Origin of the sequence: Phascolarctobacterium succinatutens YIT 12067, assembly GCF_000188175.1 — a bacterium.
In the GTDB taxonomy this organism is placed as follows: Bacteria; Bacillota; Negativicutes; order Acidaminococcales; family Acidaminococcaceae; genus Phascolarctobacterium_A; species Phascolarctobacterium_A succinatutens.
Map to the genome: position 1 here is coordinate 41352 of NZ_GL830875.1, position 26905 is coordinate 68256.

The 26905-nt window shown below is 49.3% G+C and carries 26 protein-coding genes and 1 pseudogene; 20 read left to right on the forward strand and 7 right to left on the reverse strand.

Annotated features, from left to right (window positions below; translation table 11 throughout):
- The first annotated feature begins 30 nt into the window (after window positions 1–30).
- From infB to HMPREF9443_RS10505, 7 genes and pseudogenes are all read left to right on the forward strand, one after another.
- Entirely contained in the window at window positions 31–2583 is a 2553-nt protein-coding gene (infB, locus tag HMPREF9443_RS04080) for a translation initiation factor IF-2 (protein ID WP_009145249.1), read from the forward strand.
- A gap of 105 nt (window positions 2584–2688) precedes the next feature.
- Complete coding sequence (gene rbfA, locus HMPREF9443_RS04085) at window positions 2689–3066, forward strand: 30S ribosome-binding factor RbfA (protein ID WP_009145250.1); 378 nt, start codon at window positions 2689–2691, stop codon at window positions 3064–3066.
- A complete protein-coding gene (locus HMPREF9443_RS04090; protein WP_009145251.1) occupies window positions 3059–4009 on the forward strand; it encodes a DHH family phosphoesterase in 951 nt (316 codons plus the stop codon). Before rbfA ends, HMPREF9443_RS04090 begins: the two co-directional genes overlap by 8 nt.
- A 1-nt stretch (window position 4010) precedes the next feature.
- Window positions 4011–4886 carry a tRNA pseudouridine(55) synthase TruB gene (truB, locus tag HMPREF9443_RS04095; RefSeq protein ID WP_009145252.1) on the forward strand — a complete coding sequence of 292 codons (876 nt, stop codon included), beginning with the start codon at window positions 4011–4013 and terminating at the stop codon, window positions 4884–4886.
- Window positions 4887–4888: 2 nt separating this feature from the next.
- On the forward strand, window positions 4889–5812 hold the full coding sequence (locus HMPREF9443_RS04100) for a bifunctional riboflavin kinase/FAD synthetase (protein ID WP_009145253.1): 924 nt from the start codon (window positions 4889–4891) through the stop codon (window positions 5810–5812).
- 155 nt (window positions 5813–5967) lie between these two features.
- Window positions 5968–6234: a 30S ribosomal protein S15 gene (gene rpsO, locus HMPREF9443_RS04105; protein WP_009145254.1), complete on the forward strand. Its 267-nt coding sequence runs from the start codon at window positions 5968–5970 to the stop codon at window positions 6232–6234.
- A gap of 220 nt (window positions 6235–6454) precedes the next feature.
- Window positions 6455–6619, forward strand: a pseudogene (locus tag HMPREF9443_RS10505) (transposase); the annotation flags it as partial.
- Window positions 6620–6645: 26 nt separating this feature from the next.
- On the opposite strand, the gene msrB reads toward HMPREF9443_RS10505, so the two are convergent.
- The 3 genes from msrB to HMPREF9443_RS04120 all read right to left on the reverse strand — a co-directional run bounded on the left by msrB (window position 6646) and on the right by HMPREF9443_RS04120 (window position 9865).
- Window positions 6646–7617 carry a peptide-methionine (R)-S-oxide reductase MsrB gene (gene msrB / locus HMPREF9443_RS04110; protein ID WP_230197143.1) on the reverse strand — a complete coding sequence of 324 codons (972 nt, stop codon included), beginning with the start codon at window positions 7615–7617 and terminating at the stop codon, window positions 6646–6648.
- Window positions 7618–8106: 489 nt separating this feature from the next.
- A complete protein-coding gene (panF, locus tag HMPREF9443_RS04115; protein ID WP_009145257.1) occupies window positions 8107–9609 on the reverse strand; it encodes a sodium/pantothenate symporter in 1503 nt (500 codons plus the stop codon).
- Window positions 9602–9865, reverse strand: coding sequence for a YhdT family protein (locus HMPREF9443_RS04120; protein WP_009145258.1), 264 nt, complete (start codon window positions 9863–9865; stop codon window positions 9602–9604). Before HMPREF9443_RS04120 ends, panF begins: the two co-directional genes overlap by 8 nt.
- A 181-nt stretch (window positions 9866–10046) precedes the next feature.
- On the opposite strand from HMPREF9443_RS04120, the gene HMPREF9443_RS04125 reads away from it, so the two are divergent.
- The 3 genes from HMPREF9443_RS04125 (at window position 10047) to HMPREF9443_RS04135 (ending at window position 11687) form a co-directional block, all read left to right on the forward strand.
- Window positions 10047–10454 carry a hypothetical protein gene (locus HMPREF9443_RS04125; RefSeq protein ID WP_009145259.1) on the forward strand — a complete coding sequence of 136 codons (408 nt, stop codon included), beginning with the start codon at window positions 10047–10049 and terminating at the stop codon, window positions 10452–10454.
- Window positions 10444–11253, forward strand: coding sequence for a Cof-type HAD-IIB family hydrolase (locus HMPREF9443_RS04130; RefSeq protein WP_009145260.1), 810 nt, complete (start codon window positions 10444–10446; stop codon window positions 11251–11253). Before HMPREF9443_RS04125 ends, HMPREF9443_RS04130 begins: the two co-directional genes overlap by 11 nt.
- 62 nt (window positions 11254–11315) lie before the next feature.
- On the forward strand, window positions 11316–11687 hold the full coding sequence (locus tag HMPREF9443_RS04135) for a metal-sensing transcriptional repressor (RefSeq protein ID WP_009145261.1): 372 nt from the start codon (window positions 11316–11318) through the stop codon (window positions 11685–11687).
- Between the two features lie 40 nt (window positions 11688–11727).
- Here HMPREF9443_RS04135 and HMPREF9443_RS04140 read toward each other — a convergent pair whose 3' ends face one another.
- The gene (locus HMPREF9443_RS04140; RefSeq protein WP_071585652.1) at window positions 11728–13038 is read right to left on the reverse strand and encodes an MATE family efflux transporter; all 1311 of its coding nucleotides are present in this window, start codon (window positions 13036–13038) and stop codon (window positions 11728–11730) included.
- 148 nt (window positions 13039–13186) lie between these two features.
- Here HMPREF9443_RS04140 and HMPREF9443_RS04145 point away from each other — a divergent pair, with 148 nt between their 5' ends.
- The 4 genes from HMPREF9443_RS04145 to ftsY all read left to right on the forward strand — a co-directional run bounded on the left by HMPREF9443_RS04145 (window position 13187) and on the right by ftsY (window position 19239).
- Window positions 13187–14197, forward strand: a complete 1011-nt coding sequence (locus HMPREF9443_RS04145; protein ID WP_009145263.1) for an elongator complex protein 3 — start codon at window positions 13187–13189, stop codon at window positions 14195–14197.
- A complete protein-coding gene (locus HMPREF9443_RS04150; protein ID WP_040565022.1) occupies window positions 14167–14664 on the forward strand; it encodes a DNA-deoxyinosine glycosylase in 498 nt (165 codons plus the stop codon). Before HMPREF9443_RS04145 ends, HMPREF9443_RS04150 begins: the two co-directional genes overlap by 31 nt.
- Before the next feature lie 88 nt (window positions 14665–14752).
- The gene (smc, locus tag HMPREF9443_RS04155) at window positions 14753–18322 is read left to right on the forward strand and encodes a chromosome segregation protein SMC (RefSeq protein ID WP_009145265.1); all 3570 of its coding nucleotides are present in this window, start codon (window positions 14753–14755) and stop codon (window positions 18320–18322) included.
- Window positions 18322–19239, forward strand: a complete 918-nt coding sequence (ftsY, locus tag HMPREF9443_RS04160) for a signal recognition particle-docking protein FtsY (RefSeq protein ID WP_009145266.1) — start codon at window positions 18322–18324, stop codon at window positions 19237–19239. The genes smc and ftsY overlap by 1 nt, the downstream gene beginning before the upstream one ends.
- A 158-nt stretch (window positions 19240–19397) precedes the next feature.
- Here the strand turns inward: ftsY and HMPREF9443_RS04165 are convergent, their stop codons facing one another.
- Complete coding sequence (locus HMPREF9443_RS04165; RefSeq protein WP_009145268.1) at window positions 19398–19631, reverse strand: RpnC/YadD family protein; 234 nt, start codon at window positions 19629–19631, stop codon at window positions 19398–19400.
- A 22-nt stretch (window positions 19632–19653) separates the two neighbouring features.
- Complete coding sequence (locus HMPREF9443_RS04170) at window positions 19654–20496, reverse strand: Rpn family recombination-promoting nuclease/putative transposase (RefSeq protein ID WP_009145269.1); 843 nt, start codon at window positions 20494–20496, stop codon at window positions 19654–19656.
- 418 nt (window positions 20497–20914) lie between these two features.
- On the opposite strand from HMPREF9443_RS04170, the gene HMPREF9443_RS04175 reads away from it, so the two are divergent.
- From HMPREF9443_RS04175 to HMPREF9443_RS04200, 6 genes are all read left to right on the forward strand, one after another.
- Window positions 20915–21400, forward strand: coding sequence for a GNAT family N-acetyltransferase (locus HMPREF9443_RS04175; protein ID WP_009145271.1), 486 nt, complete (start codon window positions 20915–20917; stop codon window positions 21398–21400).
- A 290-nt stretch (window positions 21401–21690) separates the two neighbouring features.
- On the forward strand, window positions 21691–22707 hold the full coding sequence (locus tag HMPREF9443_RS04180; RefSeq protein ID WP_009145272.1) for a sialidase family protein: 1017 nt from the start codon (window positions 21691–21693) through the stop codon (window positions 22705–22707).
- Between the two features lie 27 nt (window positions 22708–22734).
- Window positions 22735–23703, forward strand: a complete 969-nt coding sequence (locus tag HMPREF9443_RS04185; protein ID WP_009145273.1) for a tripartite tricarboxylate transporter substrate binding protein — start codon at window positions 22735–22737, stop codon at window positions 23701–23703.
- A gap of 153 nt (window positions 23704–23856) precedes the next feature.
- Complete coding sequence (locus HMPREF9443_RS04190; RefSeq protein ID WP_009145274.1) at window positions 23857–24957, forward strand: adenosylcobinamide amidohydrolase; 1101 nt, start codon at window positions 23857–23859, stop codon at window positions 24955–24957.
- 60 nt (window positions 24958–25017) lie between these two features.
- Window positions 25018–25365, forward strand: coding sequence for a hypothetical protein (locus HMPREF9443_RS04195; protein ID WP_009145275.1), 348 nt, complete (start codon window positions 25018–25020; stop codon window positions 25363–25365).
- Between the two features lie 419 nt (window positions 25366–25784).
- Window positions 25785–26543, forward strand: coding sequence for a hypothetical protein (locus HMPREF9443_RS04200; RefSeq protein WP_009145277.1), 759 nt, complete (start codon window positions 25785–25787; stop codon window positions 26541–26543).
- A 125-nt stretch (window positions 26544–26668) separates the two neighbouring features.
- Here the strand turns inward: HMPREF9443_RS04200 and HMPREF9443_RS04205 are convergent, their stop codons facing one another.
- A complete protein-coding gene (locus HMPREF9443_RS04205; RefSeq protein ID WP_009145278.1) occupies window positions 26669–26872 on the reverse strand; it encodes a hypothetical protein in 204 nt (67 codons plus the stop codon).
- Window positions 26873–26905: the final 33 nt, after the last annotated feature.

A 26905-nucleotide genomic window follows, 5' to 3' on the forward strand; every position in this document is an offset into this window, starting at 1 on the left:
CTTCTTATTATCTGGTCTGGAGGTGGATGAATGGGTAATAAAAGAATATATGAGGTTGCCAAGGATTATGGCAAACCGGTAAATGAGGTCATTGACCTGTTGAAGAAAAATAATATCGAAAAAACTAATTTTAGTGCAGCTGATGACAAGGCTATGTCTGTTATCCGTAAAGCATACGATAAAAAAACAGAACCGCCCAAACCGGCGAAGACGGAAAAACGTGATGTCAGCAAACCGGCTGCTCCTGCGCGTCCGCAGGATACAGCTAAAAGAAACGATAACAATATGAATAGGAATAACGGACAGAGGAATATGCAACAAAATCAGCAACAAAATCAACGCAATAACAACAACGCTCAACAAGGGCGTAACGAAAATCGTCAGGGTGGCCGCAACGAAGGCCGTCCGCAGCAAAACCGCGGTGGCCAGCAGGGCAACCGCCAAGGCGGCCGTAACGAAGGCCGTCCGCAAAACCGCAACGGTCAGCAGGGCGGTCAGGGCAACCGTCAGGGTAACCGCAACGGCCAACAACGCCAGGGCGGTATCTTTGTAGGTCCTAAGAGCCAGCAGGGCCCGAGCGTACATGGCGAAAGCCGTGCACAGGTTAGCGGTGGCCGCAGCGAAGGCCGCAGTAGCGGTCGCAGCGAAGGCGGTCGCGATAACCGTCAGGGCGGTCGCAACGCAGGCAAGAGCCGTAAGGACAACAAGCTGCAGATTAAGGGCAGCTACGCTACCCGCGAAAGCCGTCCGAACCGCAGCGCCGGCCATCAGATGCCGATAAACCGCGGCGGCAAGAAGCCCGCACCGAAGCAACAACAGGCTCCGGTAGAAATCGTTCGTCCGACCTACGTTGAAATCGGCGAATCCATCAATGTACAGGAATTTTCCAAGCTCATTAAGCGTGAGGTTAATGAAGTAATCAAGGCTCTGTTTATGCTGGGCGTAATGGTTACCATCAACCAGGATATCGATTTCGATACCGCACAGCTTATCGGCGACAACTTCGGCGTAGAAGTTGGCCAGAAGGCTCCGGAAGAGGATCCGACAGAGATTCCCGAGGTTGACGATCCGCCTGAAAAACGCGTTCCGCGTCCGCCGGTTATTACCGTTATGGGCCACGTTGACCATGGTAAAACCTCCTTGCTGGACGCTATCCGCAAAACCAACGTTACTTCCCGCGAGGCCGGCGGTATTACCCAGCACATCGGTGCTTATAAGGTAAACTACCAGGGCAAGCAGATTGTATTCCTGGATACCCCGGGCCATGAAGCTTTCACAGCTATGCGTGCCCGCGGCGCACAGGTAACCGACGTTGCAATTCTGGTTGTAGCAGCAGATGACGGTGTAATGCCGCAGACCATCGAGGCTATCAACCATGCTAAGGCCGCAAAGGTACCTATCATTGTAGCTATCAATAAAATCGACCGTCCGGGCGCAAATCCGGATCACGTTAAACAACAGCTGGCAGAGCATGAGCTCATTCCTGAGGATTGGGGCGGCGACACCATCATGGTACCGGTGTCCGCACATCAGAAAACCGGCATCAGCGACCTGCTCGAAATGATTCTGCTGGTTGCTGAAATGCAGGAATTGAAGGCTAACCCGAATCTGCCTGCTCACGGCACCATCATCGAGGCACAGCTGGATAAAGGCCGTGGCCCGGTTGCTACTGTCCTGGTACAACGCGGTACTCTGCATATCGGTGATACCATTATTGCCGGCACCTCCTATGGTAAGGTTCGTGCAATGATTAATGACCGTGGCGAAAAAGTTAAGAAGGCTCTGCCTTCTACCCCTGTAGAGGTACTGGGCCTGAACGATGTACCGGCTGCCGGCGATATTCTGGACAGCACCGATGAAAAGACTGCCCGCGGCGTTGCCGAAAAACGTATCGCTAAGAAGAAGGAAGAGGAAATCAAGCTGAACTCCAAGGTTTCTCTGGATGACCTGTTCCAACGCATTAAAGAAGGCGAAATCAAAGAGCTGAACATCGTTGTTAAGGCTGACGTTCAGGGTACCATCGAAGCATTGAAGGCATCCCTTGAGAAAATCAAAAACGATGAGGTTAAGGTTGCCGTTGTCCATGCAGGCGTAGGCGCTATCACCGAGTCCGACGTAATGCTGGCATCCGCTGCCAACGCACTGATTATCGGCTTTAACGTTCGTCCTGACGCTAACGCGCGTAAGGCTGCCGAAACCGAGAAGGTTGACGTACGCACCTACCGTGTAATTTACGACGCACTCAACGACGTTGAGGCTGCTATCAAGGGTATGCTTGCTCCTAAATTCAAAGAGGTTATTCAAGGCCGCGTAGAAATCCGTCAGCTGATTACTATTTCCAAGCTGAAGATTGCCGGCTGCTATGTAGTTGAAGGCAAGGTTACCAACAGCTCCAAGGTTCGTGTTGTCCGTGACGGCATCGTAGTTCACGAAGGCGTTATCGAATCTCTGCGCCGCTTCAAGGACGATGTGAAGGAAGTTGCCCAAGGCTTTGAATGTGGTATCACTTTAGAGAAATTCAGCGACCTTAAAGAGGGCGATATCTTTGAAGTATACGACATGGAAGAAATCGCAGTAGAATAGTCTGCCGTATAAGGCACATTGCGCAGGAATGCCGGCCGCAAAAGCCGCATTCCCCGCAGCTGCTGCCTGTACGTCAGTCTGTATCTATATATAGAGGAAAAGAAAATGGCAAGACTTAGAGTAGAAAAAGTACAGGAGGCCATCAAGCACGAAATCAGCAAAATGCTGCTGCATGATGTCAAGGATCCGCGTATTCAGTTTGTTAGCGTAACCGGCGTGGAGCTGACAGATGATATGAGCTATGCCAAGATTTTCATCAGCATGTATGGTCCCAAGGATAAACAGGATGAAACCTGGAAGGCTCTGAACAAGGCATTAGGCTTTATGCGTACGGAAATCGCCAAACGTATCCGCCTGCGCTTTGCACCGACCCTGATTCTGCAGAAGGATACCTCCGCAGAATACAGTGCGCATATTCAGAGCATCTTAGATAAGATTAAGCAGGAAGAAAAGCCTGCAGCCGAGGAAGCAGAGCATGAGTAAGGAGCTTAGTCTGCAGGAAACAGGCGCTATGCTGCTGGCGGCAGAAAAAATAGTGCTGTGCACCCATGTAAGCCCGGATGGTGACACCTTGGGCTCCACTTTGGGACTGGCACGCTTTTTGCTGGCACAGGGCAAGCAGGTTACTGTTTTCTGTGATGACGTTATCAATAAAAGCTTTAGCTTTATTCCCGGTATTGAATTGTGTGAACGCCCGGTAGAGGGCAGCAAGCTGCAGACGGATTTGCTGGTAGTTATTGATGCCAGCTCCTTTGACCGTATTGGTCTGGTGTCCGAGGTTGTAGAAGCAAAAATACTGCTGAACATCGACCACCATATTTCCAACGAACGCTTTGCCGAATATCTCTACTTGGATGCCAAGGCAGCAGCCGTGGGCGAGGTAATGTGCGATTTGTTCATGGCTATGCAATGGCCCTTTGATAAGGAAATTGCTACCTGCTTTTATACAGCAATCAGCACAGACTGCGGTTCGTTCCGCTATGCCAACACTACGCCGAAAACTATGCGTAATGCTGCCAAGCTGCTGGAATACGGCGTGCAGCCTAACGAAATCAGCGATGCACTGGACGTGCGTTCCCGTGATACGGTAGAGATGCTGGCCAAGGTACTGCCTTCGCTGACCTTCGCTTATGAAGGCAAAATTGCTTATCTCACAATTACCAACGATTTATATGACAAGGATGTCCAGACCGACAGCTTTGTGTCCTACCCGCGCTATATTGAGGGCGTTGACGTAGCTATTATGTTCAAGGCCGTTGAGCCGGCGGTAACGCGCGTGAGCATGCGCTCCAAGAGCGTTGACGTATCCGCTGTGGCTGTAGCCTTCGGCGGCGGCGGTCATCTGCGGGCAGCAGGCTGTACGATTTATGCACCGGTAGAGGAGGCTCGCACTCAGCTGCTGGAAGCATTGGGCAAATTGGTTTAATATGGACGCAATTTTTAATGTATTAAAACCACCACAGATGACATCGCACGATGTTATCGGCTTTTTGCGGCGCGTGCTTAACACAAAGAAAATCGGACATGGGGGAACTCTTGACCCTGACGCGGCAGGAGTTCTTCCTGTTTTTGCGGGCAGTGCGACCCGTTTGCTGGAGTTCGCTGTGGAAGGCCGCAAGGAATATATTGCCGAATTTACGCTGGGTGCGCAGACAGTTACCGGCGATGACAGCGGTGAGGTTGTCAAAACGATGCCTGTGCCTGCATTCGGCAAACAGGAGCTAGAAGCGGTGCTGGCGCAATTTACCGGCAAGCAGCTGCAGCTGCCGCCGATGTATTCGGCAATCAAAATCAACGGCAAAAAGCTGTATCAGCTGGCACGTCAGGGCGTAGAGGTGGAACGCACCGCACGTCCGATTGAGATCTATAAGCTGGAGCTTCTGCATTATACGGCAAACAGCTTTACTGTGCGCGTGGCCTGCTCCAAGGGTACCTATATCCGCGTTCTGGGCGAGGACCTGGCGACGGCGCTGGGAACCTGCGGTACGATGAGCTTTTTGCTGCGCACGCAGGTGGGAGCCTACACGATTGACAAGGCCTGCACGCTGCAGGAAATCGCGGAGAATCCCGAAGCCTGTGCCGCAGAGCCGCTGACTGCCGTTGCCGAGCTGCCTAAGCTCAAGGTGAACGCGCGTCAGGCGGCGCGTATCACTAACGGTGTACGCACCACGGTGGCGCAGACTGCCGACGGCAGATACGTACTGCTGGGGCCGGGGGATGAATTCTTAGGCATCGTCCGCTGTGAGCAGGAGCGCCTGCAGGCAGAAAAAATCTTAGAGCATTACCCGATGCCAGAGGAATAAGCATGGAGATTATTACTTCTTTAGAACAACTGCATAAATTTTCCGCTCCCTGTGTGGTAGCATTGGGTACCTTTGACGGCCTGCATCGCGGTCATCTTGATGTAATTGAAACCGCAAGGGAGAAGGCGCGTGAATGTAATTCGCAGCTGGCGGTATTTACCTTCAGCAACCATCCCTTTGAATGGATTCGTCCGGGCATGGTGCCGTCGGCGCTGATAACAGGTGCGCAAAAGCAGGAGCTTTTGCAGCAGCTTGGCGTGGATGTGCTGGTGGACATTCCCTTTAATCAGCAGGTAGCAGATCTTTCGCCGCAGGAGTTTTTGCAGCGACTGCAGCAGCTTGATTACAGCTGTCTGGTAGTCGGTGCCAACTTCACCTACGGCTGCCGCGGACAGGGAACTGTCTATACGCTGGCTGCTTCTGCCAATGCCATGGGCTTTGAGCTGATTGTGCGCGAGCTGGTAAGCGAGGGTGCAACCGTTATCAGCAGCACCGCTATCCGTCATCTGATTGCTGCCGGTGAGGTAGCAGAGGCAGCAGCAATGCTGGGGCGCAGCTACAGCATCAGTGGCACGGTGGCGCACGGCAACGAGCGTGGCAGACTGCTTGGTTATCCTACGGCCAATATTGAGCTGGAGGATGCACATGTTGCGGTTCCTCTGGGGGGAGTTTACGCTGTGCGGGTGATTGTCAACGGCAAAAACTATCACGGCATGGCCAATATTGGTTACAATCCGACCTTTGGCGATGTTGCCCAACCGCGTCTGGAAACGAATATCTTTGATTTTACCGGTGACCTTTACGGTAAGCAGCTCACAGTGCATTTTGAGCAGCGCATCCGCGGTGAAGTAAAATTTGCCGGCATTGAGCAGCTCAAGCAGCAGCTGGCACAGGATAAGCATGACTGCGAAGCGGCATTGCGGTAAATTAAAGCTGTTTGTATAAAAATCTTTACAAAATACTTGCTATACAGTGGCAAGATATGGTATACTATCATAGTATTTGAACCAAGGCCTGGCAGTTCGATTCTCCAACGGCTGCTACGCTTATGGCAATTTGAAATTTTAGGAGGAAACAAACAATGTTAACTAGCGAAGCTAAACAAGCAGTAATTCTGGCAAACGCACGTCATGAAGGTGACACCGGTTCTTCTGAGGTACAAATCGCAGTTCTGACCGAACGCATCAAATATTTGACCGAGCATCTGAAAGAGCACAAAAAAGATCATCATTCCCGTCGTGGCCTGCTGAAACTGGTAGGTAAACGTCGTGGCCTGCTGAACTACCTGGCTAGCAAAGACATCGAGCGCTATCGTGCAATCATTGCTAAACTGGGTATCCGTAAATAATCCGGTTTATGCTGAAAAGTCCGTCCGCAAGGACGGACTTTTTTTATGTGGCTTTAGTCCGTGGAGCGCTATCGAGATTCTTTTCAAAGAAATGAGAGAGTGCTTCACACAGAACCACCCGCTATGCGGGTACGCATTGCTTGTTATACAAAAAAAGGTCATTCCGATATACAATAGTAAGTGTTCAAGTCACTATTGCAAAGAAAGGAATGACGTATTAATGGCAAATAAAACTAACGAATTATCGCATTCAAAATGGGTATGCAAATATCATATAGTCTTTACACCTAAGTATAGACGAAAAATCATTTATAATCAATACCGTGAGGATTTAATAGAAATTTTTAAACGGTTATGTTCGTACAAGGGTGTAGAAATTATCGAAGTCATATGATGCCTGATTAGAGAGTATTATTTGAAAAGGTACAAGAGATAGCCATAGCCTTCGGCTTCCATCTGTTCGTAGGGGATAAAGCGCAGGGAAGCACTGTTGATGCAGTAACGTACACCGTTGGGTGATTCGCGGTCACCGGTGAAAACATGGCCCAAATGCGAATCACCGCTGCGGCTGCGCACTTCGGTGCGTACCATACCATAGCTTGTATCCTTGCGTTCGACTAGCAAAGGTGCTTCAATAGGCTTGGTAAAGGCGGGCCAGCAGCAGCTGCTCTGATATTTGTCGGTTGAAGAAAAGAGCGGTTCGCCGGTTACGATATCAACATAGATGCCTTTGGCAAATTTATCCCAGAATTCGTTGTGGAACGGTCGTTCGGTACCGTTTTGCTGTGTTACCTGAAATTGTTCTGCGGTAAGCTTATCGCGTATAGTTTCGGCAGCAGGTTTTTTGTAGGCACCGGCATCAATTTTCAAACTGCTGAGCAGTTTGATTTTGGCAGGCGATATGTGGCAGTATCCGCCCGGATTTTTATCAAGATAGTTCTGATGATATTCTTCTGCCGGATAATAGTTTTTCAGTGGTCCGACTTCGACTGCAAATACCTTATGACGACCGCGTTCCAGTTCCACGATACGTTCTACGACAGCCTGCACTTGTGTATTGGTATAGTAGATGCCAGTCTGATACTGTGTTCCGGTATCATTACCCTGTTTGTTGAGGACTGTTGGGTCAATAACGTAAAAATATGCCAAGAGCAGATGGTCAAGACTTACCTTTGCCGGATCGTATTCAACACGCACGGTTTCGCGAAAACCGGTTTTCCCGCCCAAGATTGTCTGATACTTGGCATCTGCTTTGCCTGTGCCGTTGGCATAACCGCTTTGGGCATCGATTACGCCAGGTATGGATTGCATCAGTTTTTCCAACCCCCAGAAGCAGTCTCCTGCAAGATAGATAACGTTTTCTTTTTCTTGGGAAAAATCCATAATTGTGACCTCCTTGACCTTGGGGATTAGTTGTTGTTTAGCAGATTGTTGTATACGTGTGTTGGCAAAGCAGCTGGTAATTAAAAGCAACATTCCTGCGAGAATAATGACAGATTTTTTTTTAGCATGACGGCACGCTCCTTCCTGTATCGTGGGGTGAGTGGCTGAGAACTGCTTATATCTTTAAGATAGCAGAAAATAATATTCTATGTCAATGGATAATCATGATTACTCAATGAAAACTATTTGTCCTTTTTGTAAATAAGAATAAGGCGGATATCAATGACAGGAGTGTCAGCATTGAGAAAATTTTATCTATGAGGAAATTAATCAGCAGCGTCTGTTAAATGCAAGAAGATCATAGGTAAATATTGCCAGATACTTAATTTTATAAAGAAAACAGAGCATAAAAAATCTCTGCCAAGGTGCTTGCAAACACCGTAAGCAGAGATTTTGATTTTGGGATATTGGAATAATATGCGGCTTTATTTATTTTTCGTCGTCAAATTTTTCGGGGAAGAAAATGCGCAGTGTTTTTTCATCAGCTGTCTTGCCGAAGCTGTTGCCGATGAAGAAGCACAGCAAGGAAAGACCGATGCCAAGCACAATCTGATGCAGATCGAGCACCTTAATTTTGAAGACCATAGCCAGGCAGTAGATGATAACGCCGCCGCCCATGGCTGCAATAGCGCCGTATTTGTTGGCCTTGGGCCAGAAAAGACCGAAAATCAGTACCCAGAAGAAGGCTGTTTCCAGGCCGCCGAAGGCAAACATATTAATCTGCCAGATAACGCTTGGCGGTTTTATGGCAATGGCATAAACCAAAAGGCCGAGAATAATTGTCACGCCCAGGCTGTAGAGGCGAATCTGATTATTGCTGAGCTGTTCTTCGCGCTTGCCCTTGATGTTCATGTAAACGTCCTTAACGATAGAGGAGGACGAGGAAAGCAGCAGCGAGGATACGGTGGAAATGGTTGCTGCAATCGGTCCGATGATAATGACGCCGGCCCAGAAGGGAGTGAGGCTTTGCACGATGGCGATAGGCATGATGTTATCAACGCTGTTGCCGTAGGCTGTAATAGGTCCGGTAAGAATACCTTTGCTGATGACACCGATCCAGGTTGCGACAAGCGTCATAGCGCCTATGACAATGGTGCCAATAATCATAGCATTGTGCAACGCCTTGGTATCCTTGTAGCTGATGCCGCGGACAACAGATTGCGGCAGCGACAGCGTACAGATACCGACGAGCAGCCATTGGCTGATATACAGAGAAATCGGCATTTTGCCGCGGGAAAGCGGCTCCAGCATATCGGGGTGCTGCGTGCTGATGTAGCTCATGATTTTGTTGAAGCCGCCGCCTGTGTGCATCATGCCGCCCATGAGGATGCACAGGCCGACGATCATGGCGATGGCGCAGCAGGCGTCGGTAACGGCAACGCCCTTAAAGCCGCCGATAGTGGTGTAGATGACAACAATTAGGCCGAACATCGTGAGGCCGGTGAGGTAAGAAAAGCCGGTTACTGCTTCGAAGAGCTTGGCAGCGCCGACGAACTGTGCCACCATAGTGGCGCAGAAGAAGGCGACAATAACAACGGCGGCCATGTTCGCCAGAAAGTCTGAATGATAGCGGGCACGCAGTACGTCAATGACGGTTACGGCGTCAATTTCGCGCGCGATGAGGGCAATTTTTTTGCCGAACACGCCCAAGACGAGGAAGATAACGACTACCTGTACGATGGCCATGTACAGCCAGCCGTAGCCGATAACCCAGGCTACGCCCGGACCGCCGACGAAGGTGCTTACGCTGCTGTAGGTGGCAGCGGTGGTCATAGCCAGCACAAAGCCGCCGAGAGTACGGCCGCCGATGAAGTAATCCTTGGCGAAATCCTTTTGCCTGTTTTCTTTTGACGTGCGCTGGATATAGGCGCTGATGCTCAACAGAATCAGCAGGAAGGCCAGTGCGGGTAAAATGTTTACAATACTACTCATGCTGTTTATCCTCCGTGCTGTCATCCAAATCAAAGTTGACAAATACCTTCTTAGTCAGGAAAACGGTAACAGCGATGGCAAAGAGCCAGGTGCCGACACAGCCGCCCCAAACCCAAAGAGGTGTATGCCAAAAGGTAATATCGCTGTCTGCGAGTCCAAAGCCTGTCAGGCACCAGAAGATGATGACGGCGATGGTGGCGATAACGGTAGCCAGAGCTTCACGGTTAGCCTGGCGGAATTTATCACTGCGCTTCATATAAACTGCTCCTTTCGTACAGACAATGCTGTCTGCTTACGTTAATAAATTTATTTTACCACAAAATATGCAGAAATACTTGCAAAATATGCTTAAGAGCATCATAAAATATCAGACGCCTGGTGTAATTTGACGGCTGTCTGTGTTATAATGTATCTTGGTGATTAATTTGAAGAAAACAATGTATAATTTAGCTACAATGTGGCTGACGCTGAGCGTCATTTTTTTCCTTTGTGAATATGTAACCGGTATGCTGCAGGTTGTTACCCTGGGCGGTCTGGTGGCAGGTTCCTTTATCGAAGGCGCTTTTATGTGCCTGGGCCTGAAGCTGATGCATGTTATTGTCGACAAGCAGTTTTTGCTGACAAGGCTGCAGGAGCTTGCGCAGCGCAGAAATGATTGCATAAAGGCTATGCTGGTGATGGCTGCCTTTTCCATGGAGGGTGCCGTAACCGTTTGCCGCATGCTGCCGGGTTATGACCTTAACTTTGGCATTATGCACGGTATTTTTCTTTTGCTGCTTTATCCGGCAGCCGCTATTGTGTTGGATAAATTGATGTTAAAGGAGCAGGTTGAGCATGGAAATTAAGTTGATTGCCAGCGATATGGATGATACACTTTTAAATAAGGACTGCCAAATTTCTCCGCGTAATGAGGCAGCTATCAGAAAGGCACTGGACGCAGGCAAGATTTTTTTGATTGCCACGGGCAGAATGTACGTTTCCGTGCGTCCCTATGCGCAAAAGCTGGGCCTTGATGTGCCGCTGGTTACCTATAACGGCGCTCTCGTTAAGGGCAGCCTGAGCGGTAAGGTTTATTACGAGCACAAGATGAAGCTGCCTACAGCCAACGAGGTACTGGCGTACTGCCGCGAGAAGGGCTATTACCTGCAGCTTTATGTGGGTGACAGTATTTTGATTAAGCAGGAGAATGACTGTTCCCGCATGTATACCAAAATCAGCGGTATTCAGACGACTGCTATCGGTGATGCACTGTATCATACGGATGAAGAACCGTACAAGATTCTGGTAATGACCAAGAGCGAGGAATTTGCCGATGTATGGCAGCAGTTCAAAGAGGATTTTGCCGGCAAGCTGGATGTTACCAGCTCCAAAGACAATTTCCTGGAGCTGATGGAGCCCGGTGTCAACAAATGGGAGGCGGTTAAGAGCGTAGCTGCAAGCTACGGCGTACAACCGCAGGAAATTATGTGCATCGGTGATTCTAATAACGATGTGAAGATGATTGCCAATGCCGGTATCGGCGTTGCTGTTGCCAATGCTAAGGACAGCGTGAAGCAGAATGCAAAAATCATTACGGCATCCAATAATGATGACGGTGTTGCTTTGGTAATCGAAAGCATTTTGACGCCACAGGCAGCGGAATAAAATGAGGGAGCGTGTTTAGTGCGCTCCCTTTTAATAATGTAGAGATAAGGTTGGTGACAGTAATGGCAGAGGAAAAATCTTTATTGGAATATGTGCGCAGGCAGGCGGAGCTAAATCAGCAGGATGATAAAAAGCAGCAGGCTCTGCAGGAAGCTCATGCACACGCTCACAACCATCCTAATAAGAAGAAAGTTGTCAACCGCCTGGCACGCATTGAAGGCCATGTGCGTTCTATCAAGACTATGGTAGATAACGACAGGGATTGCTCTGAGGTGCTGATTCAGATAGCTGCGGTGCGCAAGGCGCTGGATAATACGGCCAAGGTTATTTTGAAGGACCATCTGGAGCATTGCATTCTGCACGCTATCGAAAAGGGTGAGGGCAGCAAAAGTCTGGAAGATTTTGAAGCGGCTATTGACCAATATCTGCGCTAAAAAAAGACTGCACGTTAAGAACGTGCAGTCATGTTTGAGATTAGACCAAAGCTACTCTTTGCTGCAGCTTGGGAACGAAGAACAGTAAAAAGCTGCTGCGGGCAATATAGAAGATGAGGAAGGCCAGCCACAGGCCGATGTTGCCGTAAAGCGGGATAAGCGTAAAGTAGGCGGTAAGGTAACAGCCTGCGGTCAGCAGCATGGAGATGCAGATAGGCCTGGTGTAGAGCGCACCATTGAAGACGCCGTAGTAGACGATGCCAAGCGCGCTGATAAGCGGGAAGAAGGCTATGAACAAATCGTACTTTTGCGCTGTGGCAATGACGCTGTGCAGATTGGTGAAGCAGCCAAGAATGGCGTGACGACAGCAATAATAGCCGACAGTCTGCAGCAGGCCGAAGCCGATGGCCCAGATGAAGCTGATGCGCAGCGTATCATTGAGCATGGAGCGGTCATGCTCGCCGAAGGCAATGCCGGAATAGATGGCACCTGCCTGCGAAAGGCCGGTCAGAATATCACCCATGATGAATTGGATCTGGAAAAGAATAGAATTAGCGGCCAAAAGCTCGCCGCCGAAGGCTGAGCTTTGATGCATAAAGCTGTTGACCATGATAATCATGCAGAACATACGCACGGTGAGATGCGAACCGCATTGCAGCATCTGGCGGCAAGTGGGACCGGAAAAGATTTTTCGCAGCGGAACTGCTGTCAGCGGCAGGGGCTTATGCTTGGCATAAAAGTACAGAATAGCTAAAAAGCCGGTAATATTGGCGATGCAGGTGGCAGCAGCAACGCCGGTTACCTCATAATGCAATACAATGACAAAAAGCACGTCCAGCAGCAGGTTGATGATGTTGCTGGCAAGTGCGGTGAGCACAGCGATACGTACATGCAGCGTGCCGGCGAACCATCCCTGTGCAGTCTGGAAAACGAGCGTCAGCGGCATAATCCAAATGAGCATGCGATAATATTGCTCTAACATAGGCCTGGTTGCTGCGTCGGGATTGAAGAGCAGCAAAGCTGTCCGCCAGATAGGCTCCTGCAAAATGACGAGCAGCAGGCCGATGCCGAAGGCTGCAAGCACTCCGCGGATAAAAGCACCGGCAAGCAGCTTGCGATCATGCTGACCTAAGGCTTGTGCCGCAAAACCGCTGGTAGATATTTTCAGAAAGCCGAAAAGCCAATAGACTGTGCTGAAAATTACTGCGCCTAAAGAAACGGCGTTAATGTATGTATAATTCCCCAAATGCCCGACTACTGCAGTGTCGACAGCACCCATAAGCGAGGCCGCCATTGTAGAAAATGTAAAGGGAAGACTTGTTTTTATAAACTCCATATGAGATAATTTCATTGCTGCACCACATTCCTATTAAATTTCTTGCAAAACTATAATAACCCCCTATAGGGGATAATGTCAATAGGAATAGTTATCATTAATTTAGCTTTTTCCTGAAAAATTTACATAAAAGCTGTGTTTTTGTTCAAAAGAAGGGATATCTATGTCTATTCTGCCGATTTTCATACCGCATGCAGGCTGTCCGCATCAATGCGTTTTTTGTAACCAAAAGACAATTAGCGGACAGAAGCTGGCTGCTGTCGCAGGTGCCAAGGAGCAGCTTGCGCGTTGGCGCAGCTGGCTGCGTCCGAGCGTGGTCAACGAGGCGGCGTTTTACGGCGGCAGTTTTACCGGGCTGCCCCTGGAGCTGCAGGAGGAGCTTTTGGCGCTGACGGACGCATTGCTGGCCGAAGGCTTTATCGGTAGCGTGCGCCTTTCCACACGCCCGGACTATATAGATGAAGAACGATTGCAGCTTTTGCAGTGTCATGGGGTGCGCTTGGTGGAGCTGGGCGTGCAGTCGCTTGATGACAGGGTGCTGGCGGCAGCGGAGCGCGGACACACGGCGGCGCAGGTGGCGCCGGCGGTGGCGCTTTTAAAACGCTTCGGCTTTCAAGTCGGCCTGCAGCTGATGGTGGGCATGCCCGAGCAAAGCTTTGACAGCGTGCAGGAAACAGTACGCAAAGCGATAGCAATGCAGCCTGACGTGGCACGCATCTATCCTTTATTAGTAATCAAGGGTACGCCGCTGGCTGCGGACTACGCGGCGGGGCGTTTTGTACCGCTGACGCAGGAGGAGGCCGTGACGCAGGCAGCCTGGGTTTACCGCGAACTGACGGAAGCAGGCGTGAATGTTATCCGCATCGGCCTGCAGCCTGACGATGAGCTGTGCACGCCGGGGAATATCCTTGCAGGACCGTTTCACCCGGCGATGGGTGAGCTGGTAAAAAGCAGAGTGCTGCGCACCGAAGTGACGTCAAAATTAGAAAAGTTGGCTGACTGCGGCGCTATTACTATATATTGCCCTGCACGCCTGGAATCGAAGCTGCGTGGGCAAAAAAGCTGTAACCTGCGCTATTGGGAGGAATACTTCCCGGGTCTTGCGCTGCAGATAATTCAAGATAAGGCAGATGAGATAAGAGTATGTCCACATGTAAATCCTTCGCACCGATAGCGGACGAGCAAAGCAGAATATTGATTCTCGGCTCTATGCCGGGGATAAAATCATTGGAGCAGCAGGAATATTACGCGCATCCGCAAAACCGCTTCTGGCGATTGCTGGCACTGCTTTTAAATGAGGATGTGCCGCAAAATTACGCGGTTAAGCAGGCTTTGCTGCATAAGCATCACTTGGCGCTGTGGGATACGCTGGGCTATTGCGAGCGTGACGGCAGCTTGGACAGCAGCATCAAAAACGAAGCGCCGAATGCTGTTGTCGAGCTTGTAAGCGAGCTGCCGCATTTGCAGGCGGTAGTGTGCAACGGAGGCAAGGCGGCTGCAGCCTTTAAAAAATATTTTGCCAAAAAACTGCCTGAGCGGGTGCAGGTTTTCTATTTGCCGTCCACAAGTCCTGCCAACGCGCGCCTGCGTCTTGAAGGTTTGGCTGAGCGCTGGCGGGTTATTTTGCAATTTTTAACATAAGAGAAGTTCTTCATGGTGTAAAAAAACAGCATTTTATGATACAATAAAAAGATATAATAACTGACTTAGAGAAAATGGGTGATTTCTAGTGCGTTTAAAGTCCTTTTCAACCTATGGCTTTAAATCCTTTGCTGATAAAACTGAATTGACCTTTGACAAGGGAATTACTGCTGTTGTCGGACCGAACGGTTCGGGCAAGAGCAATATTTCGGATGCCATCCGTTGGGTGTTGGGCGAGCAGAGCGCCAAGTATCTGCGTGGCAGCAAAATGGAGGATGTTATCTTCTCCGGCAGCGGCAAGCGCAGAGCGTTGGGCGTAGCAGAGGTCACCGTTGATTTTGATAACAGCGACAGAACACTGCCGCTCGATTTTGAGCAGGTAAGCCTGACGCGCCGCATTTTCCGCAGCGGCGAAAGCGAATATGCGATTAATAAGAAAAGCTGCCGCCTGAAGGATATAATCGACCTGATGGCGGATACCGGTCTTGGTAAGGGCTCCATGTCCATTATCGGCCAGAATAAAATTGATGAGGTTTTAAACAGCCGTCCCGAGGACAGACGCAGTCTGTTTGAAGAAGCGGCAGGTATTGCCAAGTACCGTCTGCGCAAAAAGGATGCGGTGCGCAAGCTGGATGATACGGCCAATAACCTTACGCGTATCAACGATATCCGCAGTGAGGTGGATGCGCAGGTAGAGCCTTTGGCGCAGGCAGCAGCCAAAACGCAGCAGTTCAACGAGCTGAGCGAGGCGTTGCGCCGTTGCCGTTTATCCGTGCTTTTGCGTCGTTTGGATGCGCTGGAGGAAACAGGCAATGAGCTGCAGGCGAAAAAAGAAGCGGCGGCAAGTGCTTATTCCGAGCAGGCAGCGAAGGTCGGCAGCATGCAGGCCGAGGCCGTACAGGTACAGCAGGAGCTGGATAAGCTGGCCGAGGCTTATAATAAATTACAGGATGATATCAAAAACCGCGAAACTGCTTTGGAAAAGCTGCGCGGTGACCAAAAGGTTTTGGATGAACGTGTCAGCCAGAACGAAAAGGCCAGCGAACGCTTAGTGCAGCGCAATGAGCGTTTGGAGCAGCAGGTGCGCGAGCAGGAAGCGAGAATGCAGGAGCTGGCAACAGAGTTTGATGCTGTCGAAAAAAGACATGCTGTGGCCGATGGCGCTGTGAAGCATCTGCAGGCGCAGCGTGACGAGCAGAGCGCTAAGCTGGAAGAGGCGAAGCGCAATGATGAGCAGGCGCAGTCACAGTTCTTCAGCGGCATGCAGGAGCTGATTAAGCTCCGCAACGAGCTGCATAATCTGGAACAGGAGCAGGAGCAGCGCGCACGTCGCCGCGAGGCTTTGAAGAAAAGTATAGAAGAAGCCGAGGCGGCGGACCGTCAGGCACAGGAGCAGTACAGCAGCCTGTTGGAGCAGCAGTCGCAGTGCGCTCACGGTATGGAGCTGGTGCGCAAAAAGGGCGAGGAGCTGCGCAGTGCCTATGATGCAGGTCAAAAGGAGCTGCAGGCTGTACGCAGCAGTCAGCAGCAGTGCCAGCGTCGGCTGACGGCGGCCGAAACACGCGAGCAGAGCTTAAAGCGTCTGCAGCAGAGCTACGAGGGTTTCAGCTATGGCATCAAAGCGGTGCTGAAGGCGCAGGAGCCTTGGCGTGAGCAGGTTGTAGGCGTGGCAGCGGAGCTGTTGCAGGTAGAAGATAAATATGTCGCTGCTATCGAAACAGCGTTGGGCGAGGGTGCGCAGAACCTGGTGATGCGCTCTGCCAATGCGGCGAAGGAAGCAATTGCTTATTTGAAGCGTTCCAATAGCGGACGCGCAACCTTCCTGCCGCTGGATACCGTACAGCGTCGCGGCCCGAACCGCGAGGAGGAAGCACTGGCGAAGCTGCCGGGAATTCTTGGCTATGCGGTTGATTTAATCGGCTTCAAGCCCGAGGCGGAAAACGCTGTCCGCTTTTTGTTGGGCAGAGTGCTGATTGCCGAAAACATTGATGCTGCCTTGGCTGCAGCAAAGGCCGGACGCTACCGTCTGCGCGTAGTTACGCTTGACGGCGATGTGGTAAACGCCGGCGGCAGCATGAGCGGCGGCAGTAAAAAGCATAAGGAAGGCTATTTGAGCCGTAATGTAGAAATTGCTCAGGCGGCAGCACAGGTGAAGCAGCTGCATGCCGAGATGCTCAGCTGGCAGGAAAAGCTGGAGGAGCTGGAAGAAACCGAAGGCAAGCAAAAGGAGCAGCTGCAGCAATTGGCAGCAGAGCTGCGTCAGCAGCAGCTTAAGGCCGACAGGCTCAAGCTCAATCTGGAGCAGGTACAGCAACAGAAAACGCGCGACAATGAGCGCCTGCTGCTGCTTTTGGATGATCGCAGCAATATCACTGCGGCCTATATGGCAAACCGTGATAAGGTTAAGGAGCTGCGCGCGGCAGTTGCCGAGCGTGAAGGACAGGATACCGAGGCCAAGGAGCTGTTGGATAACCTGAAGAAGGAAATCGCCAAATACGGCAGTGCGGTTACTGCATTGGATAACCAGCTGCAGGATGCCAAAATTACGCTGCAGACCTCTGCCGTACGCACGCAGGATATCAGCAAGGCTATGCACAGCCTTGACCAGGATACACTGCGGCTGCAGGAGGAAATTGCTGCCAACCAAAAAGAGCAGGAGCGCAGACAGCAGGAAATTGCCGACTGTGGTGTGCAAAAGCAACGCCTGCAGCAGCAAAGCGATGAGCTGTTGGCACAACTGCAGCAGATTCTGGGCGGTAAGGATGACTTTGCTCAGAAGCGCGGCAGCCTGCTTGATAAACAGCAGGATATTGAAAAAGAGATTGCCGGACTGCGCAAGCAGGTGAATGACAGTGAAGCACAGCTGAAGCAGACAGAGCTGGACTTGGCACGGCACGAAAGCAACTGCGGCCATATTCGTGAGCAGCTGCAGCAGGATTATCAGCTGGATGAGGCGGCGGCGCGCGGTCAGGATTTTGCCGAGCTGCAGGCCATGGATCTGGCGGCGCTGCAAAAACAGGAAAGCTGTCTGACACTGCAGATTGCAGACCTGGGACCGATTAATGCGGCGGCGATTGAAGAATATAACGCAGTGAAGGAGCGCAGCGAATTCCTGTGTAAGCAATATAATGATTTGTGTATAGCAAAGGAAAATCTGGAGGCTGTTATCGCAGAAATCAACAGCGGTATGACCAAACGCTTCAAGGAGGCCTTTGCCAAAATCAACGAATACTTTGCGCAATGCTATGTCAAGATATTTGGCGGCGGTACGGCGGTGCTGCGTCTCACAGAGCCGGATAATCTGCTGGATTCCGGTATTGATATCGATGTCCAACCACCCGGCAAAAAGCTGCAGAGCCTGTATCTGATGAGCGGCGGCGAAAGAGCGCTGACGGTTATCGCACTGCTCTTTGCTCTTTTGAGCTATCAGCCTTCGCCGTTCTGCATTCTGGACGAAATTGACGCGCCTTTGGATGATGCCAACATTCAGCGTTTTGCCGATTTCCTGCGGGATTATGCAGGAAACACGCAGTTTATCGTGATTACACACCGCAAGGGAACGATGGAATGCGCTGATATCATGTATGGCGTAACTATGGAAGAATCCGGTGTTTCTAAACTATTATCCGTAAAAATAAATGCAAAGGAGAATGAATAATGGGATTTTTTGAGCGTTTAAAGGAAGGCCTTTCTAAAACAAGACGCAATTTTACTGACCGCATTCAGGAGCTTGTAGGCCTGTCTGCTGCGATTGACGATGATTTTCTCGATGAGCTGGAAATGATTCTGCTGTCTGCGGACGTAGGCGTAAAAACTACCGAAAAGCTGATCGACGCAGTGCGTAAAGCAGCGAAGAAGAAAGAAATCAGCGGTACCGAGGATGTTATACCTTTCTTGAAAAAATATATGGCAGAAATGCTGGCAGACAGCGGCCAACGTACACGTATCGGTGCCAAGCCGACGGTTATTCTTGTTGTTGGCGTTAACGGTGTAGGCAAGACTACTACTATCGGCAAGCTGGCAAATTACTTCACTTTGTTCAAATACAAGGTTGTTCTGGCAGCAGGCGATACCTTCCGCGCTGCGGCAGGCGAGCAGCTGCAAATTTGGGGCGAGCGTGCGCATTGCGACGTTATCCGCCATGCAGAAGGTGCTGATCCGGCGGCAGTTGTCTTTGACGCTATGAAGGCAGCGATTGCGCGTAAGGCAGATATCCTCTTTATTGATACTGCAGGACGCTTGCATAACAAGGCTAACCTGATGAACGAGCTGGAAAAAATTCACCGCATTATTAAGCGCGAAATTCCTGAAGCTCCGCACGAAACCTTCCTGGTTCTGGATGCTACTACCGGTCAGAACGCAATCAATCAGGCTAAGGTGTTTATGGAAACCGCCAAGGTTACCGGCGTTGTACTCACAAAGCTGGACGGCACTGCTAAGGGCGGTGTGGTTGTGGCAATTAAGGAAGAGCTGGGACTGCCGGTTAAATGGATTGGCGTAGGCGAAGGCATTATGGACTTCCGCCCCTTTGAGCCGGATAAGTTTGTCGAAGCACTTTTTGACAGCGGTAAATAAGATGCTCTTGCAGCTGACAGGCGTTGAGTCCTGTTGTTTATATGAAGATATTTGAAAATCTCCCGACAGCTGTGTTTGGCAGCGTTCGGGAAATTTTTTGTGCGGGCAGAAAAAAAGCCGTGTGCGGAAGCACACGGCGGTGGTAGGAGGGGCTAGGATCATTCTTGCTTCTCTACATGCATATCATGCTTTAGCTTTTCTATATCATCAATAGACAAACCGGAAAGTTCAACGATTTCTTGCGGAGAATAGGAACCTTTAGCCAGCATGAGTTTAGCTACTCTGAGTTTTTCTTCGGCTATACCTTCGGATTTTCCTTCAGTTCTACCTTTAGCCTCACCTTCGGCAAGAGATTCTTCGCGAATATCCTTCATACGCATTTCATAAGTCATATAGGAATCCCTCACGTTCTTATCAAGCTTGTTCAGCCTTAATTTTTTCAACCTGCTCAACAGAAAGCGAAGTACCTTTAGCGACATCTTGTACTGACAAACCCATCCTTAAAAGACGCTTAGCAGTAGCAAGTTTTTCTTCGGCTATACCTTCAGCTTTACCTTCAACTCTACCTTTAGCTTCACCTTCGGCAAGAGTATCCTTTATACGCATTTCGTAAGTCATATAGGAATCCCTCACTTTCTTATCATTCTTGATTTCCGTAATCGTATCGGCAACCTCACGGGTGAAGTTGCTGGTAACTGTATTGTTGTTGATGTAGTCAAACAGGCTTTGAATATCCGGCGATACATCGCCCTTAGTGCCTAATGTGTTAAGAAACATAATAGCAGCTTCATCTGCTAATTCAATCTCCATGTTTTCCATGCAACGTCTTTTAAAAGTATAAATACGCTGGGAATCCTCAAAGAAGTCAAACAGGCAGAAGAAGATGATATAAGTGGGAGAAAGCTCGTCATAATCTTGTCCCTTTTGCAGCATATCTGTATCCAACATGGCCTGGTAGTAGCGAGTGCGCTTGGGAAGTTGAAATTTACCAGTACTGCTGACAGGATTTTTGACCTGCATTTCGAGATTATAGTGCGTATTGGTGTCATCAGCAATTCTGACGTCCAGGCGAATACCATGGCTGTCGGGATAAACATCAAGTGTCTGTTCTGCTTCAAGATAGGTGATATCTGCAATTTTGGTGTGTAAAAGCTCCTCCAGAATATGCTTGCAGATGCGCTTTCTGAGCATAACGTGCTTGAACAGAAAATCGTTGGCAAGAGTGAGTTTGTCAAGATTAGATACTTGCTTTTTCATATGTTTCCTCCTTTGATTATAGCATAAAGTTAGGCAAAAATATATAAGATGGCAGATGTAAAAAAAGCGCCTGCCGAAAGCTCGACAGGCGCCACTGGTCCGCACGACCAGGCAAGAGCTCCGCAAAATTGCGGTGGCTCATGCAACTAAGGTAATTATAACATAGAAAAAGAATAAAAACAATAGTTCGTAAAGCAAACATTTTTTGCAGATAAAAGCGCTCCCAGTTTTTGCAAAAAAGGCAACTACTAAGAATATCTTCTGCTTTTTTCTGTTTAATCGAATTACGATTCATGATATACTTATTATGATTTGCAATTTTGCTAGTGCTATAATTAAAGGTGAGGAAAACTTCAAAGCGTAACAAAATATTGTGATGCATGTGCTTTGAATAAATAATTATTAAGGAGAAGAACTTATGGTTATAAAATATGCAACTAAGGAAGATATTGCCGCGATTGCCGCAGTGGAGGCAGAATGCTTTCCGCCGGCGGAGGCAGCAACGGAAAAGGAGTTTGTTGACAGAGTGAAATATTACGGCAATCATTTCTGGCTTATGTATGAGGCTGAAAAGCTGATTGCCTTCGTGGACGGTTTTGTGACGGATGAGCCTGATTTGACGGATGAAATGTACGAGAAGGCAACGCTGCACGATGAAAACGGCGCGTGGCAGATGATTTTCGGTGTCAATACCATTCCTGCTTATCGCAAGCATGGCTATGCCGGTGAGCTGATTCACCGTGCGATTGAGGATGCCAGAAAACAGGGGAGAAAGGGCCTGGTGCTGACCTGCAAGGATAGGCTCGTTCATTATTATGCAAAATTCGGCTTTGCCGATGAGGGAGTGTCCGATAAATCTACGCATGGAAATGCTGTCTGGCATCAGATGAGGCTTACATTTTAATTAGGGAGCTTACAGGAATACTATAAGTTGCAATGTACATCATGGCAAAATGATTGCCTTATATCTGATGAAGAAAAGGTGTACGTCAAATAAATAAGCAGCTGCGCAAGCCAAAAGCCTGCGCATTTTTTTGCCTGCGGACTGCAAAGCGTTGCCAATGGCTTAGTAGGCAACGTGTCGACGGACAAAATTTGTCAGAAATGTGAAGAAAATAGTTTACGCTTTTTTGTATATGTGTTACAATATTTATGTTATAGAATTATGCGACTTTTTTGGATGTGATTGATATAATGCAAAAGGAATTGATTATGCGCTGTCTGCCTACAGCGTTCTGCCATGCTTCAACAGTATTGGCGCTGCCCGACGGCAGCCTGCTGTGCTGTTGGTTCGGCGGTACGCACGAGGGAGAAAGCGACGTGGGGATCTACATCAGCAGACGCACGGATGCAGGCTGGAGTGAGCCAAAGCTGCTGGTGAACGGGGCGGCGGCAAACTGGAATCCGGTGCTTTTTGCGGGCGCGGACGGAAGATTGCTGCTGTTTTACAAGCAGGGCCAGCAGATTGCCGATTGGCAGACGTGGCTGCTGCAGTCTACGGATAACGGCGAAACCTGGAGCGGACCGCAGGAGCTGGTGCCCGGTGATGTGAGCGGAGGACGCGGACCTGTACGCAATAAGCCGTTGCGCTTGGCGAGCGGACGCATTCTTGCCGGTGCGTCTACCGAACATGGTATATGGAAGGCCTTTGCAGATATCAGCGATGACGATGGCGCAAGCTGGCATAAATCCTCTGCAGTGCAGATTGAGGGACTGCAATATCAGACAGGCGAAAAGACTGCCGACAGTAATATTGCCGTAAGCCAGCAGTCCTTTTACGGACGCGGCGTAATCCAGCCGAGCCTGTGGCAGAGTGCGGACGGCAGCGTGCATATGCTGCTGCGCAGCAGCGAGGGCTTTGTCTATCGCAGCGATTCTGCGGATGACGGCGAAACCTGGTGCAGTGCCTACGCTTTGAGTCTGCCGAACAATAACAGCGGTCTTGACTTGGTGCGGACTGCCGGCGGTGTACTCTACTTGGTGTGCAATCCGGTGGCTGCCAACTGGGGTCAGCGTTCTCCCTTAAGTCTGTTCAAATCCACAGATGAGGGTGCGAGCTGGCAAAAGCTGTTTGACCTGGAAACAGAGCCTGCGGAATTTTCCTATCCGGCGATTATTGCTGACGGCGAGGACCTTATGCTCACCTATACTTATAAGCGTTGCAATATTGCTTGTGTAAGATTGAGCGCGGATGAACTTGTTACCCTTTAAATTTAAAATATAAGGAGATGTAAGACAATGAAGAAAATTTTAGTTGTGCTGATGGCTATGCTGACCATGGCTGTTATGCTTACCGGCTGCGGCGGCGACAGCAAAAAAGCAGCTTATCCTGCAGACGGAGATATTTCCGTAATTATTCCTAAGGCTCCGGGCGGCGGTACCGATATCTCTGCCAGAGGTCTGATTCAGTTCATGGAAAAAGAGCTGAAGGGCAGCAAATTTGTTCCCGTAAACAAACCCGATGGCGGCGGTGTAACCGGCATGGTAGAGCTGGCTAACGCTAAACCCGACGGCCATACTCTGGGCATGGTTACCGTTGAGCTGGCTATGTTCCCGCATCAGGGCAAATGTAAAAACACCTATAAGGATTATGCAGCTATCTGCGCTCCGATTGCAGCTCCGGCAGCTTTGATTGTGCCGAAGGATGCTCCTTATAATAATGTAGACGAATTCGTAGCCTTCGCTAAGGCAAACCCCGGCAAGGTGAAGATGGGTAACTCCGGTACCGGTGCTATTTGGCACATTGCCGCACTTTCCTTTGAAGAGGAATTTGGCGTACAATTCAAGCATGTACCATATCCGAAAGGATCCGCTGACATTGCTGCAGCTTTGGCAGGCAAGCACATCGACGCAACTCTGGCTGACCCGTCTGTATTCAAGAGCCAGGTAGACGCAGGCAACCTGAAGATTCTTGCTGTTATGGCTGATACCCGCAGCGCAATCTATCCGGATGTTCCGACCTTCAAAGAGCTGGGCCACAACATGACCGTTCGCGCTTGGGCAGCTCTGGTTGCTCCTAAGGATACTCCGAAAGAAAAGCTGGAAGCTCTGCGCGCTGCTGCTAAAAAGGTTTGCGAATCCAAGGAATTCAAGGATTATTTCATGAAACAGGGTATCGACCCGACCTGCATTATCGGTGCCGATGCTGATAAGATGATGGCTGAAGACCATGCAATGTATGAAAAATTCCTGAAGAAAGCAAAATAAAGTCGCCGTAAGGCGTAAATGAAAATGCCGACGCTGCAACTCGGAAGAGTTGCAGACGTCGGCGTTTTTTCGTTCTTATTTCACCTGTAATTCTCTTGACCATACTATTACTATATAGCTTATAATAACAATAAAAATCAAAGGAGGTTGATTATGTCGGAACATTTATGCACCTTGTCGACAGGAGATAAGGTTTATTTTTACGATAAAAGCATCGTTATTTTTTTTGAAGGAGCGCGCAAAATCTTAAGCACCTCACTTTATAACGGCGGCTACCATGATGATTACGCTGCCGTATATAATTATGATGCCAAGCAGGGAGCCGGCATGCCCTGCGAAATGCTGGCGGACACCTATGTGGAGCACATGCGCCTTGTATCCAAGCGCCTGGCGCTGGACCCGGACAAGGTGAGCGGCATGGGCACAGCGGCCAGCATGGAAAACGCCGTGGTAGAAACCATGAGCTTTAAGGAGCTTACCGTAACTGCCATCGTAACCGGCGGCATCGAAACAAACGGTGGGCGTGCAGGTGACCCTGCTGATTATTATAAGCCTATGCCTAAGCCGAAGTACGGAACAATTAACATTATGCTGCTGTTGGACTGCGATATGCCGGAAGGAGTAATGGCGCGCGCTCTGGTGACCTGTACCGAGGCTAAGACCGCTGCCATTCAGGAGCTGCTGGAGGGCAGCAAATACTCCAACGGTATTGCTACAGGCTCCGGCACGGATCAGACGATTATCATCGCCAACAGTGCGAGCGAGCTGTACATGGAGGGAGCAGGCAAGCACTCCAAGTTAGGCGAGCTTATCGGCAAGACCGTGAAGAACGCAGTAAAAAAAGCGCTGGCCAAGCAATCCGGCCTCACTCCCGCAAAGCAGCATGACGTGTTCCGCCGCCTCAAACGCTTTGACATCAAGACGGGCGATATGTGGCAGGCATACAGCGCGCAGGATGCTGCGGTAGTAAAGCCGGAATATCTGCTGGCAGCCGAAAGGCTGGCCAAGGAAGATATAATGCTGGTATATACTTCGCTCTATGTACACCTGCTAGACCAGCATTTGTGGGAGCTTATCAGCGCTAAAGAAATGCAGCTGGCAGGGCAGAAGCTGCTGCAGGCTATTGCAGAACAATATAATGTTGAAGCTGAGATTATAAATGAAGGCACTTTGCCTGCTATGCTGGCCTCCTGGCAGCAGCAGTTCAACAAAATTATCGCCCAACGCTTGCATCCGACTGCAAAAGAGAGCTAGTTTCAGGTGAGAAAAATATAAATATGTACTTGACCTTATAGCGGCAATATAGTGTATATTATGGTTGTAATCAAAGGAAGCGAGGTGAATAATATGCATCCGAAATTTGAAATTCCGACTGATCCGCACGGCAAGCATCGTTATGAAAGCGCTATGAAGCACGTAGAGGCTGCTAAAAAGGCAGGTAAATCCAGCGACGAAATCCATGCTATCTTCAAAAAGGTAATGGAGTTCAACCCGATGGACATTGAGTCCATTCCGCAGGATGAAGCACATGCTAAGTATCGCACTGCCATGGTGCATATGAAAAAAGCACTGGAAAGCGGTAAGAGCGCAGACGAAGCGCATGAGGTTTTCCGCAAAATCATGAATGGCGAGACCAGCGGTCACTGCCACCACAGCAAATAAGGCTGAAAGCAAAAGCATCGTAGGCTATTGAGGTAGCTTACGATGCTTTTTTGTATACAAAAAAGGCGCCTGCCGAAAGCTCGACAGGCGCCACTGGTCCCTATGACCAGGCATAAGCTCCGCAAAATTGCGGCTACTCATGCAACTAAGATAATTATAGCATAGGCAAAGAATAAAAACAATAGTTCGATGAAAAGAAAATGATATTGCGTAAAATAATTTATAAAAATTTTATAAAAGCAAGTCAAGATAGACAGATATTGTCCAATTTATATGGTAAGATTATATTAAAGCAGAAGTCAAAAAGCTTCGGCAATGCGAGAAGTTCGCAAAATGGCTTTTGTTTTACCCTGATATCTGTAATGCCGGGTATGATGGTATTCAAGATATCCTAATTATTGAAGGGAAGGTGTTTGAAAATGAGAACAACAGGAAAATTTGCGGCAGCAATCCTCAGCGCAATTATGATGGCTAATGGCTTGAGCCTGCCGATGGCTTATGCTGCGCCGTCAAGCCGGTATGTAAGTGTGGATGAAAAGTACGACCCGTTTGCAGAAGAAGAAATGCCTGCTAAAGAGGCAGATCCTTCGAAGCTGACCTTTAAGGAAAGACTTGCGCTGCAGAAAAAAGAGGAGCAGGCCGCTGCTCAAAAGGTGACAATTGCCAATGTTATGCCGGGACATATTTATATCCCTAAAAAAACTATGCTTAACGTTGAGCTTATCGAGCCTGCTAACTCTAAAACTCACAAGAAAAATCAGCAGGTGGAGTTCAAGACTACAGAAAACCTGATAATTAACGGTGTTGTAGTTATTCCTAAAGGTACTGTTGGCATGGGTTATGTATATGAAGTGCAGAAGGCAGGCGGCTTCGGCAGAAAGGGTGTACTGCGTATTGCAGGCAAGGAAATCAAGACGCTGAACAATGTCAGCGTTCCGTTGAGAAAAGGCCTCGAAGGCAAGGGCAAAACCGATGGCGGTGCTGTGGCTGTTGCTGCTGCGGTTAGCCTGGTGGGCGGTCTTTTTATGAAGGGCAGCAATATCAACTATCCGGCCGGTACTGATTTTCAGGTAGAGGTTAGGGATAATGTGGATTTGGGTGTAACTCCGGAGGAGCTGAAGGATGCTATGAATCCTGATATTCCGCATGGTCAGGAAATCGTTATTGAAGTTAAATAAGATATCTTAGCGAATTAAGGTTTTCGTGCTTTGGCGAATCTGCGCAGGCTGTGTGCTTGCGCAGATTTTTTGTTTATAAAAAAGCCGTGCGTGGGATCGCATGACGGGGGAAGTAGGGGGGATAATCAAGCTAATTCAGCCTTAATCTTTTCAACCTGCTCAACAGAAAGCGAAGTACCTTTAGCGACATCTTGCACAGATAAGCCAATGCTTAAAAGACGTTTGGCGGTAGCAAGTTTTTCTTCGGCTTCACCTTTAGCAAAACCAATAGCTTCGCCTTCAGCAAGAGATTCTTCACGAATATCCTTCATACGCATTTCGTAAGTCATAGATGAACGCAATGAATTCGGTCATTGGGAAAT